Source organism: Rahnella perminowiae, assembly GCF_019049695.1.
Classification (GTDB): domain Bacteria; phylum Pseudomonadota; class Gammaproteobacteria; order Enterobacterales; family Enterobacteriaceae; genus Rahnella; species Rahnella perminowiae.
Map to the genome: position 1 here is coordinate 13,279 of NZ_JAFMOT010000177.1, position 19,325 is coordinate 32,603.

The following is a 19,325-nucleotide window of genomic DNA, read 5'->3' on the forward strand; positions in this document are numbered from 1 at the left end:
GAAAATACCTGGCAAAAAGTGAATAAAGTGTCGCACCGAGAATCCGCCGTGTCCAGATGACTCAGAGGAACAGGCAAACATCAGAGAGGATCGGGGCTACAGCTCCGGGGTTGCACGCCCTATGCTACAAGTCCGTTTTTTATTGAGGAGTGTGTATGAGCCGGTCAAAATTATTATTCATCACAGGTGTAAGCAGCGGATTTGGCCGCGCGCTGGCAGAGGAGGCTCTGCAAGCCGGGCACCGCGTGGTCGGCACATTACGTAATGCGCAGGCTTGTGAAAAATTCGAGGCGCTGGCCCCTGGCCGCAGTTTTGGCCGCGTGCTGGATGTCACGGATTTCGAGGCTATCACCCCGCTGGCCGCTGCCGTAGAACAGGAAATCGGTGCCGTTGACGTACTGGTTAACAATGCCGGTTACGGACATGAAGGCATTATGGAGGAATCACCGTTAAGTGAGGCGCGGCATCAGTTTGATGTGAATGTCTTTGGCGCGGTGGCCGTCATCAAAGCCTTTCTGCCCTATTTCCGTCAACGCCGCGCCGGGCATGTGCTCAATATCACATCAATGGGTGGCTTTATCACTTTGCCCGGCATCAGTTATTACTGTGGCAGCAAGTTCGCCTTACAGGGGATTTCTGAAACGCTGAGCAAAGAGCTTAAACCGTTCAATATTTCCGTCACGGCCATTCAGCCCGGATCGTTCCGCACTGACTGGGCAGGGCGTTCAATGGTACGCTCGCCGCGCACGATCAGTGATTACGACGCCAGTTTCGGCCCCGTGCGTGAAACCCGGGCAAAACGCAGCGGCCACCAGCCAGGTGATCCGCAAAAAGCCGCCCGGGCTATTTTACAACTGATTAATTCGCCGGCACCGCCTGCCTCGCTGTTACTCGGCAGTGACGCGGTAAAATTTGTCAGGGAAAAACTGCAACAAATGAATACCGATATTGATGCCTGGGAAGCGCTAAGCCAGTCCACCGATGGCTGAAACATTCTTTTAAATATCCCGACAGCGCATTTCCCGGAGACTGCGCTATTCTGTTCAGACACTGAATTCATCCTGCCTGCGGGCAGGATTTTCGTCTGAATAACAATCGGGTAAAACAATGAACTCCATTTCCAACGAAGAGAAAAAACCCAGCTGTGATTCAGTGATCAACAGCGTGGCTTACCGTGACGGTAAGCGATTACAGGATGTGACGGTCGAAGACATCAGCGAAGTGTTGAAAGAGCCCGATACCTTTGTCTGGCTTGGATTATGGCAGCCTGAAGATGCCTACATGCGCAGCATTCAGGAAGAATTCGGCCTGCATGATCTGGCGATTGAAGACGCGCTGACGGCGCATCAGCGCCCGAAAATCGAGCAGTACGGTGAGTCCCTGTTTATTGTTACGCACACCGCGCAGAAAGTGAATGAAACCATTGAGTACGGCGAAACACATCTGTTCCTTGGCAAAAACTTTCTGATCACCGTGCGTCATGGCGCATCATCGAGTTACAAAGAGATCCGTAAACATGCGGAAGAACGCCCTGAAATGATGAATAAAGGACCGGGTTATGCGTTGTATTGCGTGCTCGATTCCATTGTTGATAACTATCTGGAAATTCTGCATCAGTACACTGAACAGTTTGCTGCCATCGAAAAACTGATGTTCCGTAACACCTTTAATCAGCAGGCGGTGCAGCAGGTGTATAGCCTGCGGCGGGATCTGTTGTCGCTGCGCAATGCGGCAGTGCCGATGGAAGATATCTGTAATCAGCTCAGTCATCACTTTGAGGAGCTGATGCCCAAAAGCCTGCGCGCGTATGTGCGTGATGTGCAGGATCATACCAATCAGGTCATCCGCACCACAGATGATCTCCGCGAAATGCTCTCGAACGCCATGCATGTGAATCTGGCACTGGTGTCAGTGCATCAGAACGAAGTGGTGCAGCGGCTGGCGGGCTGGGGCGCGATCCTGGCGATCCCGACGGTGATTTTCAGCCTGTACGGCATGAACTTCAAAAACATGCCGGAACTGGATGACTGGTGGGGATATCCGCTGACGCTGGGCGTCACTGTCGCCGGTTGTGCGTGGCTATACTGGAAGCTTAAAAAATCAGGCTGGCTGTAAGTTAATTATTACCTGAAGCCACACGTTAATTAACATGCGAATAACAGAACCCGTCGTTATTCGCCTTCTTTAATTATCCTGACAATTTTAATCCTGACTTATTCTGTTTGCCCTTTCCTCTTCGCATTATTTCCTTATATACTCAGTCGCATCTTTCTTACGGAAATAATATTGATCATGTCAGTCCGTTTCGCGATTTCACAGTTTATGCATTCACTGCGCTTGCCCAGCAAGCGGGTCAGTGCGTTGCTGTTCGCGTTATGCTGGCTTATTCTCAATTCCCAGCTGGCGCTTGCCAGCCATCAGTGCGATATGCGCCCGCCGGTGGAAAACACCCCCATGGCGCACAACATGACTATGCAAACGACTGATTCTCCTGAGTATATGCAAAGTCAGTCCGTGTTGTGTGAGAAGCACTGCGTCCCTGAAAGAACCTCGTCTGACAGTGGTTCCGTGTCGCTGGTAGCACTGCCGGTCCTTCCGGCATTAGCCATGATCACCGTCGATGCCAGCACAGCGGTCACTACCGCAGACTGGGTTGCCCCTCCGGTCACTCCCCCTCCTGCCGAAGTTCAGTTCTGCCGATACAGAGAATAGCCCCTGCTGTCCTGAGTGTTTTCCAGCACTCAATATTCAATGAAATTTATTTGCCATTTATTTTCCAGAACAATGGCTATTTTTATCTGATGACAGTATCGGAGTATTCCCCATGCGTGCAATTTTTAATTTAATTTTCGCTAGTCTTTTCTTTATTCCCTTTTATTCCTCCGCAGAGTCCATGCCGATGAGTACGGATCATGATCATATGACGATGCAGCAGAATGTGCAGACATATGAATCCGAAGGCGTGATCACCCAATGGCAATCTGATCGTGTCGGGATTTCCCATCACGCCATCCCTGCGCTGAAATGGCCGGCCATGACCATGAATTTCCGTCTGCCGCCAGAAATTGCCGCCCGCTCCCTGCCCGCCGGTACACCGGTCACCTTTAGCTTTGTCAAAACTGATTCCGCTTATCAGTTGCAGACACTGTCACCCCTGAAACGCTGACCGGGAGATTCACCATGTCTGTTTTACCGCGTCACCACCGGGTGACGTGGCAATGGCTGCTGGCTTTTGTGCCCGTCAGCGCGTTTGCCACACCCGTTACCCTGCCGCAGGCACTGATTGCTGCGCAGGATTATTCCGCCGAGCTTTCTGCCAGCCGTCACCAGGCAGATGCGCTGGATAACCGCGCCGGTTTGGCCATGCAATTGCCGGATCCGAAGCTGAAATTTGGCATCGAAAATCTGCCGGTCAGCGGCGGCAACACCGACCGGTTTAGCCGTGAAGGCATGACGATGGAACGTATCGGCATCATGCAGGATTACATCAGCAGTGATAAACGTCAGCGCAAAGCGGACACGCTGCGGGCGGAGTCCCGGGAAGTCGCGGCTACCCGCCAAAGTATCCGGGCACGTTTGCAGCGCGAGGCCGCCCTGGCCTGGATGGAGATGGCGATCGGCGGGCAAACTGTCTCGCAATTGCAAAAACTGGTGGACGAAAGTCAGCATCAGATTGGTGTTCAGCGGGGTGGCGTCAGTGGCGGCAGTTCGCTGCCCGCCTCGGTGCTGGACGCACGCCTGACACTTATCAGCATGCAGGACAAACTGACTGAGGCCGGACGCGATGTTCAGCTGGCCCGCACCCGTTTAAGTCAGCTGACAGGTATCGGTCAGCCTGAAATTAACGGCGCCATTCCGCCTTTCACCGAACTTCCGGCACAGGCGTTACAGGCCGGAAGCGTCGAACAGCATCCTGAAATTATTCAGGCCAGGCGCGAAGCCGAGGTGGCGCAGGCGAAATCCTCACAGTCGGCCATTGCGGCACTGCCCGACGTCGGTGTGGAAGTGTATTACGGCCACCGCGCTGACGGCTATGAAGATCTGGCGGGCGTGATGTTTACCGTTGATCTGCCCCTGTTTACCGCCTCACGTCAGGATAAAGATCACGCCGCCGATCAGTCGATGGCAATGGAAAGCAATGACCGGCTGGCGCAACGGGTACGCGATCATCAGGCGCAGCTGACCAGCTTGCTGACGCAATATCAGGCGGCCACGACATTATGGCAGCGGCAAAAAAATGACGTAATCCCGCTGCAACAGCAGCGTATCAGCGTGATTCAGGCGCAATATCGCGCCGGAAAAAGCAGCCTGAATGAGGTTCTCGACGCCCGCCGTAACCTGATCGACAGCCAGATTGCCGAACGTAATGCCGCGCTGGAAGTGGCCCGTTATTGGGTCGCCCTGCGTTATCTGGCCCCACAGGAGATTCAATAATGACTGATGCTAAAACTTATAGCCTGCTGACCATCACGATCGTGGCCGCGCTGAGCGCCGGTTACGTCGCCGGCCGCCACAGTCATCCGGAACCAACGCAGACAGCTGCCGCGCCCGCCGGGCGCAAAGTGCTGTACTGGTATGATCCGATGACACCCGGCCAGCGTTTTGATAAGCCGGGTAAATCGCCGTTTATGGATATGGAACTGATGCCACGTTACGCCGATGAAGTCACCGGTGACGACGGTGTGACGGTCAGTGCCCGCCAGCAACAGAATCTGGGATTACGCAGTGAGAAAGTGCAACGCCGGGTGTTATCCGCCACGCTGAATGTCTACGGTACGGTCAGCGCCGATGAACGCAGCCTGCGCACCGTCGCCGCGCGTGCGAACGGTTTAGTCGAAAAACTTTACGTTGCCGCCAGTCAGCAGCGGGTGAAAAAGGGCCAGAAACTGGCCACGTTGTGGATCCCCGACTGGACCGCCGCGCAGCAGGAATACCTGGCCGTGCGTCAGCTTGGCGACCGCAGCCTGACCACCGCCGCCCGTCAGCGGCTGGCCTTACAGTTTATGCCGGAAGACATTTTGCGCCGCGTGGATAAAACCGGTCAGCCGCAAACCCGCATCGACGTCGTGGCGCCGGAAGACGGTTATCTCAGTCAGCTTGCCGTACGTGAAGGTGCGCAGGTCAGCGCCACGCAGCCATTGTTCGAACTGACCAGTCTGAAGCAGGTATGGATTGTGATGGATTATCCGCCTTCCGCCGCCAGCCAGATCCGGATCGGCAGCAAAGTCACGGCCAGCGCCGACAGTCAGCCGGGCGAAGTTTTTCACGGCACGGTCAGTGAATTGCTGCCGGATATCGATGCCGTCAGCCGGACACTGAAAGCCCGCGTAATAATGGAGAATCCGCAGGAGACCCTGCGTCCCGGCATGTACCTGAATTTGTCGCCGGATGTCGGTGACGGGGCTGCGGTTCTGGCCATTCCCCAGGAAGCGCTGATCCAGACAGGTAGCCGCAATACCGTGCTGCTCGACGACGGTAACGGGCATTTCACCCCGCAAGCGGTTACCACGGGCGCGACGCGTGATGGCTGGACACAAATACTATCCGGCCTCGATGAAGGCCAGGCGGTGGTGACATCAGGACAGTTCCTGATCGACTCCGAAGCCAGCCTGCGCAGCGCGCTGCCGGCGACAGAAACTCCGCTGTCAGACACGCATCAGCACGGGGGGGATTTATGATTGCCGCCGTGATCCGCTGGTCGCTGAAAAACCGGCTGCTGGTGTTACTCGCCGCGCTGATGATGGCGGGATGGGGCATCTGGTCATTACAAAAAGCCCCGCTCGATGCCCTGCCGGATCTCTCTGACGTGCAGGTGATTGTGCGCGTGAGTTATCCGGGTAAGGCACCGCAAATCATCGAAGATCAGGTGACCTACCCGCTGACCACTACCCTGCTGTCGGTGCCCGGTGCGAAAACCGTGCGCGGTTTTTCAATGTTTGGCGATGCCTATGTTTACGTGCTGTTCGATGACGGCACCGATCCTTACTGGGCGCGCTCCCGCGTGCTGGAATATCTGAGCCAGGTGCAGTCCTCACTGCCGGCAGGTGCAAAAGCCTCGCTGGGGCCGGATGCGACCGGTGTCGGCTGGATTTATGAGTATGTACTGACCGACAAAACCGGCAAACACAGCCTCGAACAACTGCGCGCCCTGCAGGACTGGACGCTGCGTTACGATCTGAAAACGGTGCCGGATGTCTCTGAGGTCGCCAGCATCGGTGGCATGGTGCGTCAGTATCAGGTAGTGGCCGATCCGCAACGAATGCGCGCCCGTGGCGTAACACACCAGCAACTGGTGACCGCGTTGCAAAACGCCAATCAGGAAAGCAGCGGTTCACTGCTGGAAATGGGTGAGGCTGAATATATGGTCCGCACCTCCGGCTATCTCAAAAGTCCGGAGGACTTCAACAACGTGGTGGTGACGGTTAACAGCGGGATCCCGGTGCTGCTGGCGGATGTTGCCACCGTGCGTACCGGCCCGGAACTGCGGCGCGGTGTGGCGGAGCTCAACGGTGAAGGCGAGGTGGCGGGCGGCGTAATTATTATGCGCTCGGGTAAAAACGCACTGGAAACCCTGAAAGCGGTCAAACAGCGGTTACATGCTCTCGCCCGCACATTGCCGGCGGGCGTGGAGATTGTACCGGTGTACGATCGTCAGCCACTGATCGAAAATGCCATCGACACGTTATCCCATAAATTACTGGAAGAGTTTGTGGTAGTTGCGGTGGTTTGCGCGCTGTTTCTGTTTCACTTCCGCTCTGCGCTGGTGGCCATTATCACCCTGCCGCTTGGCATTCTCGGTGCATTTATCGTCATGCATTATCAGGGCGTCAGCGCCAATATCATGTCACTGGGCGGCATCGCGATTGCCATCGGTGCGATGGTCGATGCCGCGATTGTGATGATCGAGAATATGCATAAGGTACTGGAACAGTGGCGGCATGAGCATCCCGGTCAGCAACCGGCACCGGCAGATTACTGGAAAGTGTCTGAGCGGGCTGCCACGGAAGTCGGTCCGGCGCTGTTTTGCAGTTTGCTGATCATCACCCTGTCGTTTATTCCGGTGTTTTCGCTGGAAGCACAGGAGGGCCGGATGTTCTCCCCGCTGGCATTCACCAAAACTTATGCGATGGCGGTGTCTGCCGGGCTGGGCATCACGCTGGTACCGGTGCTGATGGGCTATTTTATCCGTGGCAAAATTCCTGATGAGAATGCCAGCCCGCTCAACCGCTGGCTGATCGCTGTCTATCAGCCGGTCCTTTCCGCCGTGCTGAAACGCCCGAAAATCACGCTGTTATCCAGCGGTCTGTTCCTGCTGGTGTCCCTGTATCCGCTGGCAAAACTGGGCAGTGAATTTATGCCGCCGCTCGATGAAGGCGACCTGCTGTATATGCCGTCGACGCTGCCGGGGATTTCAGCTCGGGAAGCGGCGCGGCTGTTGCAGCAAACGGACCGGTTAATCAAAACAGTACCGGAGGTCGCCAGTGTATTTGGCAAAGCCGGACGGGCAGACAGCGCCACTGACCCGGCTCCCCTGACGATGGTCGAAACCACGATCCGCTTTAAACCGCGCGACCAGTGGCGGCCGGGTATGACGCCAGACAAACTGGTGACGGAGCTCGACAATGCGGTGAAATTACCGGGTATCGCCAATGTCTGGGTACCGCCTATCCGCAACCGTCTCGACATGCTGGCCACCGGCATCAAAAGCCCGGTAGGCATTAAGGTGAACGGTAATAATATTGCGCAAATCGAGCAGATTGCTCAGCAGATCGAGCATATCGTGAAAAAAGTGCCGGGTGTAACCTCAGCGCTGGCCGAAAGGCTGGAAGGCGGCCGTTACGTCGATATTACAATCAACCGGCGCGAAGCTGCACGTTACGGTGTCACGGTTGCTGAACTACAATCGCTGGTTTCGACACTGGTCGGTGGAGAAAATATCGGTGAAACACTGGAAGGCCGCGAACGTTATCCGATCAACCTGCGCTATCCGCGTGAACTGCGGGACAATGTGCAGGCGCTACGTGACTTACCGGTGCTGACAGCCTCCGGTGCACAGGTACCGCTGTCAGCGCTGGCATCGGTCAGCGTCACCGACGGTCCGCCGATGCTGAAAAGTGAGAACGCCCGTCTTTCTGACTGGATCTATGTTGACTTGCGCGGACGCGATTTGAAATCTGCGGTCGACGACATGCAACGGGCGGTGAACCAGCAGGTAAAATTACCGGAAGGCGTGACGGTCAGCTGGTCGGGACAATTTGAGTATCTGGAGCGCGCTACGGCAAAACTGAAAATAGTGCTGCCGGTGACCCTTCTGATTATCTTCGTACTGTTATATGTCACATTCAGCAGTGTCCGTGACGCGCTGCTGATCATGGCGACCTTGCCGTTTGCCCTGACCGGCGGCGTCTGGTTGTTGTTCCTGCTCAGCTTCAATTTGTCGGTCGCCGCCGCCGTCGGCTTTATCGCCCTGGCCGGTGTCGCTGCCGAATTCGGGGTAATCATGGTGTTGTATCTGAATCAGGCGGTGCAGCGCCAGCAGAAAGCCGGTGAGGAGATGAGTGAGGCAGAACTGTGCGACGCCATTCATCATGGCGCGGTGTTGCGTGTCCGGCCAAAAGCCATGACCGTCGCCACAATTATGGCGGGTTTACTGCCGATCATGTGGGGAAGCGGCACCGGTTCAGAAGTGATGCAGCGCATCGCCGCGCCGATGATCGGCGGCATGGTGAGTGCCCCGCTGCTGTCGATGCTGGTGATCCCGGCGGTTTATTTGCTGATACATCGGAGGCGGAATTAGCACTTGCAGTGCAGCCCTGATCGAGAAAATTTCGGTTTCTCACGTGCGGTGCTTACCTGACGCGCTGCGCCGAAACCGCCCAAGAGGGAGAAGTGCTTTCTCCCTCTTGGATCTCCCTCCGCTTTTTTACTGCGCGCTATCGCAGTCGGCCATGTTTCAGGTACATCAGTGACCGGCTGGAAATCTTGCCGCTACGCGGTGCCTTCTCTCGGTCCTGGAGCCTCTGGTCTCCAGGCCGCTCCGCTCAGCAAGATTTCTGAATCGCCCGCACGATCTTAAATTCAAAACCAATCCGCTTTTCATATCAAAATCAGTGAGGTTGTGAAGTAGAAGCCTGAGGCCGGTTCCAAAATCACGCCGGACGAGAGGTGGAAAACCGCGTGTCTTTATTACGCGGGTTGTAACCCGAAGGGAGGGAACCGCGCAGCGGCGGGATTTTGCGGCTATCGCTGTGATGCCTGAAACATAGCCAGCAAGCGGAGCGCGCAGTGAAAGAGCCGGAGATTCTTAAGAGGCGCGGCGATAGGCGCCTCTTAAGGCCAGTTTGGGTGGCAACCCAAGGTTTTGTCGGTGTGGGCCGACGCCCACGACCTTGAAGTTGAAGTTAAAACGGCGTGTGGGACCGTAATCCCACACATATCATTCTTCTGCCGGAACGACCCGATCATTCGTTTTCTCAAGGATCATCGTCTGCGTCTGACTCAGACTGATCCCCGCTGCCCGCAGCATTTTGAGGATTTCGTACAGCAAATCACTGCGCGTAGCGCTGACCATGCGCGGACTGTTCACGTAGCCGGTCACACTCAGCACGATCCCGGTCGGGCCGAGTTCTTTAAAACTGACCGATGGCGCAGGCGCTTCCAGAATGGATTCATGCAGATTGTAGGCTTCCAGTAATAAGGTGCGTACCTGTTCAGGGTCGATATCCAGCGGGAACGTCAGCGTGATGGTCGCCACGCCCTGCGCATTACCCATGGTGGCGTTGCGTACGTTCTGTGAAATCAGCTGTGAGTTCGGCACAATCACCGTTGATTTATCACCGAGCTGAATTTCCGTAGCACGCACATTGATGCGACGGATATCCCCTTCCACACCGCTGATGCTGATCAAATCCCCGACTTTTACCGGACGCTCGGTCAGCAGGATCAGACCGGAGATAAAGTTCTTCACAATCTCCTGTAAACCAAAACCGATACCGACCGACAAGGCGCTGACGATCCACGCCAGTTTATTCCACTCAATGCCCAGCGACGACAGCGTCAGCAGGATGATCAGCACGTAGCCGACGTTGGTGAACAGTGTCACCAGCGACGCACGCATACCACGATCCATCATGGTTTTGGGCAGGAAATCGTTATCCAGCCAGCGGCGTGCCGAGCGCAAAATATACCAGCCGATCACCAGACACAGCACCGCGTTGACCGCATGCGCCGGAATGATGTTCATGCTTTCGAGACCTTTTCCGCCCCAGATATCGACGATTTTGGCCAGCAGTTCCAGCGGGGTTGTCGTCCCGAAAGTCCCGTTAAGCAGCGCGACGGCGGCCATCAGCAGCAGTGCGGTTTTGCCGATTGCCGAGAATAAGGTTGCGGCCAGGGACAGATGACGGTCATTAACGCTCAGCGTGCCTTTCAGGATTTTGCCGCTGTGTGTTGTCGGAGAAAACAGGCTTTCGCACAGGTCAACCACAAAATGGATCAGCAGATACAGACAACTGACCACCAGACCTATCCACAGCAGTTCAAAGGTCACAAAACGGGCCAGCGGAATATAGCCAATCAGCAGCGCCATCAGAATGACAAATGCCGTCAGGCTTATTACCAGGTGGATAAGCCCGGCCAGCGTGGAGCGTGCTTCGGTCTGCTCGCCTTCGGCCTTCATCTTGCGACGCATACGGTTGATACGCACCGGCGCGATCAGGCAGTTGAGCGCCACAAGTAACGCCGCCAGCCCGTTGCCAAATAACGTTGCCGAAACGCTGGCACCGACCAGATTGTTTAGCTGTTCAATAATGCCGAACAGGAAGATAAAGGTCGCCAGCAGGATCGGGAACGACGCCAGTGTTTTGGCCAGCGGATCAGCAATGCCCGGCAAACGCCATGACGGATGATTGTTGGAAAGTAACGCAATGCCCAGGCCTGCGATCACGGCGGAGAAATAGGTCAGCTCGACCAGTTGTTCAGCGAACTCTGTCACCCACGGTGAGGTATCCGGCAGACGTGTGAAAATATACCCGAGCAACTGAACACTGATGCCGAGCGTCAGCGTGGTGCTCAGCGTAGTGAAACAAGCCAGGAAACTGCGACGAAAACGCCCTTGCGGTAACCAGCGCGGCAGGATCCAGTTTATCGGTCTGTCGAGTACGCGACGCCCCGCCAGACCAATCGCCAGCGCCAGTAACAGGTAAATCGCGGTGCCGATGCGCCAGTCATCACTCCACGCCTGCGCCCAGGCATCCTTAACCTGCGAACCGAAATCATCAAAACGCGCCGCATCGTCAGCGTTTGGCGTAATGAGCGGTGTCCAGAAATTGCCACCGAGAATGCTACCGGTATTGAGCGCAATCTGCGTTTTCAGCGCATCGCGACGTAATCCGGCGATTTGCGAAGACAGGTTTTGCGCGCCAACGGAGATGGCTTTGGTCTGCTCAATTTGCGTTGTCAGCAGCGTTTTGCTGTTGTTGAGCTTATTACGCTGGCTGATCACCTGCGGCGTTTCAGTGATGGTACCTGGCGCAGGTGCCGGACCCAGCACGTCGAGCTGCGCCTGTACCTGCGCCAGTTCCGGTGTCAGCGCGGCCGTCAGCTTGTCGGCATCTTCGGCCAGTTTCTGCGCTGCATCAGTCAGTCCGGTAAATTTCTTATCGGTTTTTGCCGAAGAGACCTGCTGTTTAAGCTGATCCAGACGCTTTTGTAATGCCGGCAGCGCAATCGTGGCGTTCACTTTAACCGGTTGTTCCGCCGTGGCGGGCTGGCCTGTACTTTCGTCGGCCTGGCTCAGCACCGGCGTTATCAGCAGACATGACAACAATGCCAGCAATAACGGCACTCTTAACATTTTTTGCATAGAAGGATGATTCCGGGAGTTCAGGAAATTATTGTTTGAAAAATCCGGCTAAGAATACGCTTTCTCAGCCGGAAAAATAGCGTTTAACTCTCTGAAAAGAGCCTGGGATTTAGTTGTTTTTACCTAACATCATTCTGAGTATAGCCGCAGACTCTGCAGGCCTGAGCGCCAGAATACCGGAATAGAGGCTGACAGAGATTTCACACACTTTTTCGCGATCGACATCCGGCTGGGTCAGATCATTGAACATCTGTAACTGCTCGCCGTACATACTGGCCAGCGCCTCACGCACCGGTGCCATCATCTGCGCCACTTTCTCCGTGCTTACAGGTGCTGGCATAGCAGTTTGCCCGCTGCCGGTTGCCAGCAGTAAATCATTCATGGTGTCGAGATCTTTGCGGAACAGTTCCGGCGGCAGCACCTGCGCGGTGTTCACACCGCCGCTGACTTGTGGATAAAGAAATTTAAAACAGCTGCCGTCTTTGCGCGCCTGCAGGGTCTGCATTTCTTCCAGATTCACCTGCATCGCCTGGTTCACATTGGCGTCCGGTGCATGGCTGATACGCTGCGAGAGCAGCGCTGACACCATCGGTTTAACGGTATCAATGGCTTCCTGCTGCGGTTTTCCTTCTTTCTTCATCGTCAGAATATGACTGCGGATCTGCGCATACAGGGCCGGTTCCTGCATTCTGATGGTGTTATACAACGGCAATGCAGCCAGCGCCTGATCAATTTTCTGCTCTTCGCTGTTGCCTGCCAGACGCGGTTTGATCACACCGCCCCACAACAGGTTGCCACCGATGATCAGCACCAGAAATAAGATCACCGCAGGTACCCGGCCAATTTTGCCTTTTTTGTGTAATGCGCCAATCAGCGATCCCATCACCGCGCCACTGATGCCCCACACCATCACTTCATTCCAGTTCATTTTCCATTGCCTTCAGTAAAAAAATTTAGTGACTTCCAATCTGTGCGACCGCATCACGACTGGCATCAATACGTGCCTGTCCGTGCAGTTCGTGTAATTTGCCCTGTCGCATCTCCAGGAGTCGATCGGCGTGTTCAAAATAGTGATCATCATGGCTGATTGCCAGCACGGTTTTACCCATGTCACGCAATTGTGGCAACAGCTCACGGTAGAACGTACGGCGGAACTGCGGATCCTGATCGGCAGCCCACTCGTCGAGCAACAGGAAATCTCGCCCTTCGGCTGCCGCCAGCAACAGCGCCACACGCTTACGCTGTCCGGCAGACAGTTGCAGGTTAGTCACCTCATGGCCGCTGAACTGAAGTTTTTCTTTCATTTTCAGGCGTTGCAGCCAGTCTTCCACCAGCAGCGGATCAGGCTTCTGCCCCTGCGGGCCCAGCAACTGACCGAAGAGGTGGAAATCAGTGAACACCGCCGAGAAAATCTGCCGGTATTGTTCGGCGTTTTCAGCCGTGACCGGCACGCCGTCAAGCAGGATTTGCCCGGAACGCGGCTGATACAAACCGGTCAGCAGCATCGCCATCGTCGATTTACCGCTGCCGTTGCCGCCAATCAGGAACACCAGTTCGCCACGGGTGAGTGTCAGGTTCAGCGGACCTACGCCAAAACCTTCGCCTTCTTCTTTGCCGGCGTAACTGAACGTCAGGTCGCGCAGTTCAAGGGTGTGCCATTTTCCGCTGGCCAGGGCAGGTGTAAAGGCTTCTTTATACTCTGCCAGTTTAAGCGCTTTCAGTTTATCGAAAGCCACCTGCGCGCTGAGCAGCGTCGGCAATGCGCCCACTGCCTGTAACATCGGCGTACGCAGGAACAACAGCGTCAGGGAATAGGTCGCGGCAACGTCGGTATCCGACCAGCCCAGCGTGTTCGCCATGAAGAACACCAGGCCAATCGCGCCAAGCATCATAATATTGGACCAGTTCACGGCGCTGAGGTGGAAGGTATCAGCGCGGATAATGTGATGCCGGTACTCCTGCGCATCTTTACGGTACACATCATCAAACAAATGACGGGCGCGCTCGCGGTTCAGCGCCAGTTCCCTGCGCCCTTCAATCACTTTCTGATAATCGCTTTGCAGCTTGTCTTCAGCATCGCGCACTTTCGCCAGATGGCGGTAAACATGTGATACCAGTTTGAAACCCCCGAAAATGGTGATCAGCAGCCAGATCACCGTCACCAGCAGCATTTCCGGCGACAACCACGCCAGATAACCGGCGCAGCCAAGGGTCAGAATAATCCCCTGCACCAGCTCCGGTAAGCGCACAAACGCCAGCGTGATATTACGGATGTCGCTGCCGAGGCTGGCAAGCAGTTGCGCATTGCCGATTTGCTCAATGCGTTCGATATCAGTATCAAGGATACGTTTAATGAACTGGCCGCGCAGACGGTAAATGAAATGATGACCCAGTACAGTCAGTGCCAGCTGTGAGCCCAGCGTGACGGCCATCAGCAGCAGAAGTAATCCGAGGAATTGCGGAAGAACACTCAGTGAGCCTTGTGTGGTTTCAATCAGCTTGAGATTGATAAACGCGATCAGCCCGATGCCCAGAACGGCGCTGAGTAGGCTCAGCGCCATAACGCCTAAAAACGGCCAGCGATATTGCTTAAAGACAACACGTAACAACTCCATGAATTTTTCTCATTCTGAATGCAGGGAAATAATGCTGCACGCAGTTTAATGACACGCATTGCCATATCAAGAACAATTCTCATTTTACCCGCGTATCCTGACGGATCACCATGCGCTCGAACTTGCCGGCAACCACCAGATAGCCAAACATGCCCAGCAAACCGTGCGCACCGACAAACCACAGCGCGAGGTTAAAGGAGTCGGTTACCGCGACGATATAACCGATCACGACAGGGGTAATAATCCCGGCAACGTTGCCCAGACAGTTAAACACCCCGCCGCTCAGGCCGATCATTTTCTCCGGTGCGGTATCCGACATCACCGCCCAGCCGATGGCCGATAAGCCTTTGCCGAAAAATGCCAGCGTCATCAGCGCAATCACCGCCGCATCAGTGGTGACAAAATTGGCCATGGCCAGCATCGCCGCGAAGAACATCCCGAGCACAAACGGCGTTTTACGCGCTTTCGACGGGCTGACACCGCGGCGGATCATATAATCTGACATTACGCCACCGAGTACACCGCCTGTAAAACCACAGATGGCCGGTAACGCCACCACCCATCCGGCTTCCATGACCGTCATCCCCCGCCCTTTGATCAGGTAAATCGGGAACCAGGTCATAAAGAAGTAACTCATCGAGGTGATGCAGTACTGGCCGATATAAATGCCCCACAGCGTCCGGCTCTGGAAGAGTTGCATCACTTCACGCAAGGTGAATCGCTGACGTGAGGCTCGGCGGTTCAGTTCCAGATCAACCAGCGCACCGTTGGCACGGATGTGTTCGAGTTCGGCTGGTTTAATGTGCGGACTGCTGTGTGGCTCTTTGTACAATGCGAACCAGAGGATCCCGGCAATCAGCCCGACGCAGCCCATCCACAGGAACACATGTTCCCAGCCCAGCGCGTGGGTCAGCCACGCCATGATCGGCGTAAACACGCCGATCGCCATGTATTGTGCGGAATTAAACAGTGAAGTGGCGGTGCCGCGTTCGTTGGTCGGGAACCAGCAGGCGACGATGCGCGCATTGGCAGGAAACGCCGGCGACTCCACCAGCCCGAGCATGAAGCGCAGGAAAAACAGCATGATTGCCGCCGAAATCCCGCTGACCCCGAACCAGCCCACCGTGCCCTGCAACAAAGTAAACACGGACCAGAACACCAGACTGCAACCGTACACCCGCCGTGCGCCGTATTTATCCAGCAGCCAGCCGCCGGGAATTTGCCCGATCATATACGCCCAGGCGAACGCCGAAAAAACCATGCCGAGCATGACCGGATCCAGATTCAGCACCCGCGAGACTTCGGTACCGGCAATCGACAGCGTGGCACGGTCGGCGTAGTTAATCACCGTGATGGCAAAAATCATCCCGAGAACCACGTAACGGAAATGACCCGGTTTTGCCGCTTCAGCCGCTGACTCACGGATGACCGGCTTTGCGTTATCTGACACATCTGTAGGGGACGTCATGTTTTCTCTCCAGACTTATGATTGCATTCCCTGCTTTTTGTGACCGGATGCACAGTTTTTGGCGTTTCGGCCACGCCATTTAGATCTAAAAAATCCAAATTAATTAACAGAGTAGAAACATTTAACGATACGGTCTAAGTTAAAAAGACAATGGAACAAGTCAAAAATTGAATGATTGAATTAAACCAGTTGCGCTGTTTTGTAGCGGTCGCGGAGGAATTACATTTCGGCCGGGCGGCAAAAAGATTGTTCATGACGCAGCCACCGCTGAGCCGTCAGATCCAGTTACTCGAGCATGCGCTGGGTGCGCGTTTGCTCGAACGGACCAACCGGCACGTCAGCCTGACGGCCTCGGGCAAGACATTTTTGCGCGATGCAAAACTGATCCTCGAATTTACCGGGCAGGCACAGGAGACGGTAAAACGGGTTGAAAAAGGAGAAATTGGCCGGCTGACGTTGGGATTCACAGCGGTCAGTGGTTACTGGCAGATCCCGCAGATTATTGCGCTGGCTGCAAAGGAATTACCTGAAATCACGCTGGTGATGAAGGAAATGGTGTCGTCAGCGCAGCTTCAGGCGCTGGCGGCACGCACGCTGGATATCGGCTTTGTGCGCCAGCCTGTGGCGTTATTTCCGCTGGCCTATCACTGCGTGCTGCGCGAGCCGTTATGCGTTGCGCTGCCTGCCTCATCCGCACTGACCGCAAAACCGCGCATCCGTCTGCGTGACTTCGCCGGACAGCCATTCATTATGTACTCCGCCAGCGAAGGTAAATATTTTTACGACTGTATCGCCGGGCTGTTTGCGCAGGCTAATGTCGTGCCACATTACGTTCAACATTGCAGCCAGACCCATACCATTCTCGGGCTGGTGCGCGCCGGTGTCGGGCTGGCGATTGTGCCGGAAAGTGCCCGCCAGCTGGCCTTTCCCGGCATCGAATTCCGCCCGCTCAGCCACCCGGACGCCTTCGCTGAAATCCATATGGCGTGGCGTCAGGATGGTGAAACCCCCGCGCTGCTGGCGTTCAGACAAATGGTGACAGCACATAGCGCGGCGCAGAATATACCTGCGCCGCGGCGTAAGCCCCGTGCTCAAAAATCAGCGTAAATTAAGCGAATACAGCGCCGGCACACCGCCTGCGGTGCTGACGATGTCAAGACGGATCCGGCGGACAGACCGGCCGGACGGGATATTATGCTCACAGACTGAGTGCCGGTTACCCGTCACTTCCGCCAGCAACTCATCGTCTGCCCACAGGCGGTAATGCGTCACGCAATGCGGCGTCACCGCCAGCGCATGCCCCATCTGCACGCTTTCCATCGCATTATCAAAATCGTTATCAAATATCAGCGTCAGCGCCTGTATCTTCTGCGGCGTTTCCCAGTGCCAGCATACGGAAGGCGCAGGATCATTCAGGTCAGGCACCCAGGCGTTTGTTTGCTGCTCCGGACGCAGACGGCCATTTAGCAGATTACCGGCAGCGTAACAACGCAGCGCAGGCTGGCAGCGCAGTGCCGGGAGGATCTGATTCGGGTGGCGGCGCGGCAGCCAGAAATCAAACTCATCCACACCATAATCGCCGTCTGCAATCTGCCGCGTGTGTTTTGCCACGCGTGCATTCAGGCTGTTGAAAACGGTCATGATGCCGGGCAGAAGTTTCCCGCTCAGGGCGATATCCACCTGTTTATTGCTTTCAAAAGCGATAAACAGGTATTCGTCGCGCGGGCTCTGATGAGTAAATTTCACCGTATATTCCCCCTGACCGCTGACCTGAATTTCGCACGCATCCAGCGGGGTATCCGCCGTGAAATTCCCCACACGCGCTGATCCCAGCAGGCTGACTTTCAGCGGCTGCGGCGACGTGGAACGCAACGTAAAATGCATTACCGGCAGCGTTTCCCCGGCTTTCAGCGGCAGAAGCAGTGCCATCCGCGCGTCAAGGGACGTCCATTCCCCGCTGGCGGCAAGTTCACGCAGTAACAGTTCGCTGCTGACCGAGACCTGTGCGCCCTGTGCCGGGTCTTCCAGCCACTGGCGCGGAATATAACAACCGGTCTGTTGCAGATGCTGTTGCAGCGCGCCGATGCGGTTTTTCTCCGCCAGTTGCGGCGCATTCAGCTGCCCGCGATGGCACAGTGCAGCGGCGCGACCGGCCACTTCGCCCAGTAAACCGCAGGTACACATCACCCGCGCACTGCCAAACGCCACATGGGAAGCCGAGATCAGCCGTCCGGTGAGAAACAGGTTTTCCAGCGAGCGGCTGTACAGGCTGCGGTAAGGGATGGTGTAAGTGCCTTTGCTGTGGAACTGGCGACAGCCGTCATGTTTGCTGTAAACACCATCAGCGGGATGCAAATCGATCGACCAGCCACCGTAAGCCACCGCGTCATAATGGTCGCGCTGTTCAATAATGTCCTGCTGGCAAAGGATATGGTCGCCGACAAACCGGCGGCTTTCGCGTTTGCCGGGAATGGCGCCGACCCATTCGATGGTCATGCAGGCGGCTTCCGGAAACTGGCCGGAGTTTTTAATGTGATCCCACACGCCCCAAACTATTTTCCACAGCTCCCATTTGATTTCTTCGCTGTCGTGGACGGTATCCAGCCGCCCGCCCCATTCCAGCCACCACAAATCACAACCGTTGAGCGTGGAGGTCAGACGGGTATAGCGCGGGATCTCTTCAATATTTTGCAGGGCAAAAGACGGCGGAACGAAATCCACCGGCGCCCCGCCTTTTTTGGTGTAGAAATAGATCGAGTGCCCGAGCTTATGACCGAAGTTATCACCCGGTGCCATTTTTTCACCGAATTCGCCAGGATCTTCCGCACCAACACGGTATTCCGCTCCGGCCAGATGCCCGAGCACGCCGTCACCGGTCGCATCGCAAAACTGTGTGGCGCTGATGTTGTAGAAGGTTTCGTTGATGGCGTTAAAACCTTTCACCCGTATGATTTTTCTCCCTTCGGTTTCCACCTCAAACAGGGCGGTATTGAGCAACAATGTCAGGTTCGGCTCGCTTCTGGCCATATCCAGTAACACCAGATCAAACATCACCGGATTGCCTTCTTTGTTGCGGTAAAGGTTTTCCTCCATGATTTCGCCCATGATACCGCCCTCGCGTGCCCAGCGGTTGTTGTTGCCCATATGCGAGGTGGCGCCGTTCGCCCATAAGCGGACTTCGCTCGAGGCATTGCCGCCCAGCACCGGCCGGTCCTGAACCAGCACGACTTTCAGCCCGTCACGTGCAGCGGCCAGTGCAGCACACAGCCCGGCCAGACCGCCACCGGCGACCAGAAAATCAGTGTGCATCTGTTGTTGCGGAAATTCACGGGCACCGGTTTGCGGAAAAATTTGCATAAAGTTTGTTTCCTCTAAAACT

The 19,325-nt window shown here is 55.6% G+C and carries 13 protein-coding genes; 8 read left to right on the plus strand and 5 right to left on the minus strand.

Annotated features, from left to right (window positions below; all coding sequences use genetic code 11):
• The first annotated feature begins 155 nt into the window (after positions 1–155).
• From J1781_RS13200 to J1781_RS13230, 7 genes are all read left to right on the plus strand, one after another.
• Positions 156–989, plus strand: coding sequence for an oxidoreductase (locus tag J1781_RS13200; protein ID WP_217137834.1), 834 nt, complete (start codon positions 156–158; stop codon positions 987–989).
• A gap of 118 nt (positions 990–1,107) precedes the next feature.
• Positions 1,108–2,115: a magnesium/cobalt transporter CorA gene (corA, locus tag J1781_RS13205; RefSeq protein ID WP_129951067.1), complete on the plus strand. Its 1,008-nt coding sequence runs from the start codon at positions 1,108–1,110 to the stop codon at positions 2,113–2,115.
• 177 nt (positions 2,116–2,292) lie between these two features.
• A complete protein-coding gene (locus J1781_RS13210; RefSeq protein WP_217233718.1) occupies positions 2,293–2,712 on the plus strand; it encodes a hypothetical protein in 420 nt (139 codons plus the stop codon).
• Positions 2,713–2,899: 187 nt separating this feature from the next.
• Entirely contained in the window at positions 2,900–3,166 is a 267-nt protein-coding gene (locus J1781_RS13215; RefSeq protein ID WP_235174085.1) for a copper-binding protein, read from the plus strand.
• Positions 3,167–3,180: 14 nt separating this feature from the next.
• Positions 3,181–4,434: a TolC family protein gene (locus J1781_RS13220; protein ID WP_217233719.1), complete on the plus strand. Its 1,254-nt coding sequence runs from the start codon at positions 3,181–3,183 to the stop codon at positions 4,432–4,434.
• Positions 4,434–5,678 carry an efflux RND transporter periplasmic adaptor subunit gene (locus J1781_RS13225; RefSeq protein WP_217220775.1) on the plus strand — a complete coding sequence of 415 codons (1,245 nt, stop codon included), beginning with the start codon at positions 4,434–4,436 and terminating at the stop codon, positions 5,676–5,678. The genes J1781_RS13220 and J1781_RS13225 overlap by 1 nt, the downstream gene beginning before the upstream one ends.
• Positions 5,675–8,797, plus strand: a complete 3,123-nt coding sequence (locus J1781_RS13230) for an efflux RND transporter permease subunit (protein ID WP_217220776.1) — start codon at positions 5,675–5,677, stop codon at positions 8,795–8,797. The genes J1781_RS13225 and J1781_RS13230 overlap by 4 nt, the downstream gene beginning before the upstream one ends.
• A gap of 639 nt (positions 8,798–9,436) precedes the next feature.
• Here J1781_RS13230 and J1781_RS13235 read toward each other — a convergent pair.
• The 4 genes from J1781_RS13235 to J1781_RS13250 form a co-directional block, all read right to left on the minus strand.
• Positions 9,437–11,863 (minus strand): DUF3772 domain-containing protein, encoded by a 2,427-nt coding sequence (locus J1781_RS13235; protein ID WP_129951061.1) that lies wholly within the window; start codon positions 11,861–11,863, stop codon positions 9,437–9,439.
• Between the two features lie 109 nt (positions 11,864–11,972).
• Positions 11,973–12,791 carry a hypothetical protein gene (locus J1781_RS13240; RefSeq protein ID WP_217233720.1) on the minus strand — a complete coding sequence of 273 codons (819 nt, stop codon included), beginning with the start codon at positions 12,789–12,791 and terminating at the stop codon, positions 11,973–11,975.
• Between the two features lie 25 nt (positions 12,792–12,816).
• A complete protein-coding gene (locus J1781_RS13245; RefSeq protein WP_217233721.1) occupies positions 12,817–14,478 on the minus strand; it encodes a multidrug ABC transporter permease/ATP-binding protein in 1,662 nt (553 codons plus the stop codon).
• 79 nt (positions 14,479–14,557) lie between these two features.
• Positions 14,558–15,946 (minus strand): MFS transporter, encoded by a 1,389-nt coding sequence (locus J1781_RS13250; RefSeq protein WP_217233722.1) that lies wholly within the window; start codon positions 15,944–15,946, stop codon positions 14,558–14,560.
• A gap of 171 nt (positions 15,947–16,117) precedes the next feature.
• Between J1781_RS13250 and J1781_RS13255 the strand changes: the two genes are divergently transcribed.
• The gene (locus J1781_RS13255) at positions 16,118–17,053 is read left to right on the plus strand and encodes a LysR family transcriptional regulator (protein WP_129951057.1); all 936 of its coding nucleotides are present in this window, start codon (positions 16,118–16,120) and stop codon (positions 17,051–17,053) included.
• On the opposite strand, the gene J1781_RS13260 is transcribed toward J1781_RS13255, so the two are convergent.
• Positions 17,045–19,303 (minus strand): FAD-dependent oxidoreductase, encoded by a 2,259-nt coding sequence (locus J1781_RS13260; RefSeq protein WP_217233723.1) that lies wholly within the window; start codon positions 19,301–19,303, stop codon positions 17,045–17,047. The two genes, J1781_RS13255 and J1781_RS13260, sit on opposite strands and share 9 nt — an antisense overlap.
• Positions 19,304–19,325 lie beyond the last annotated feature (22 nt).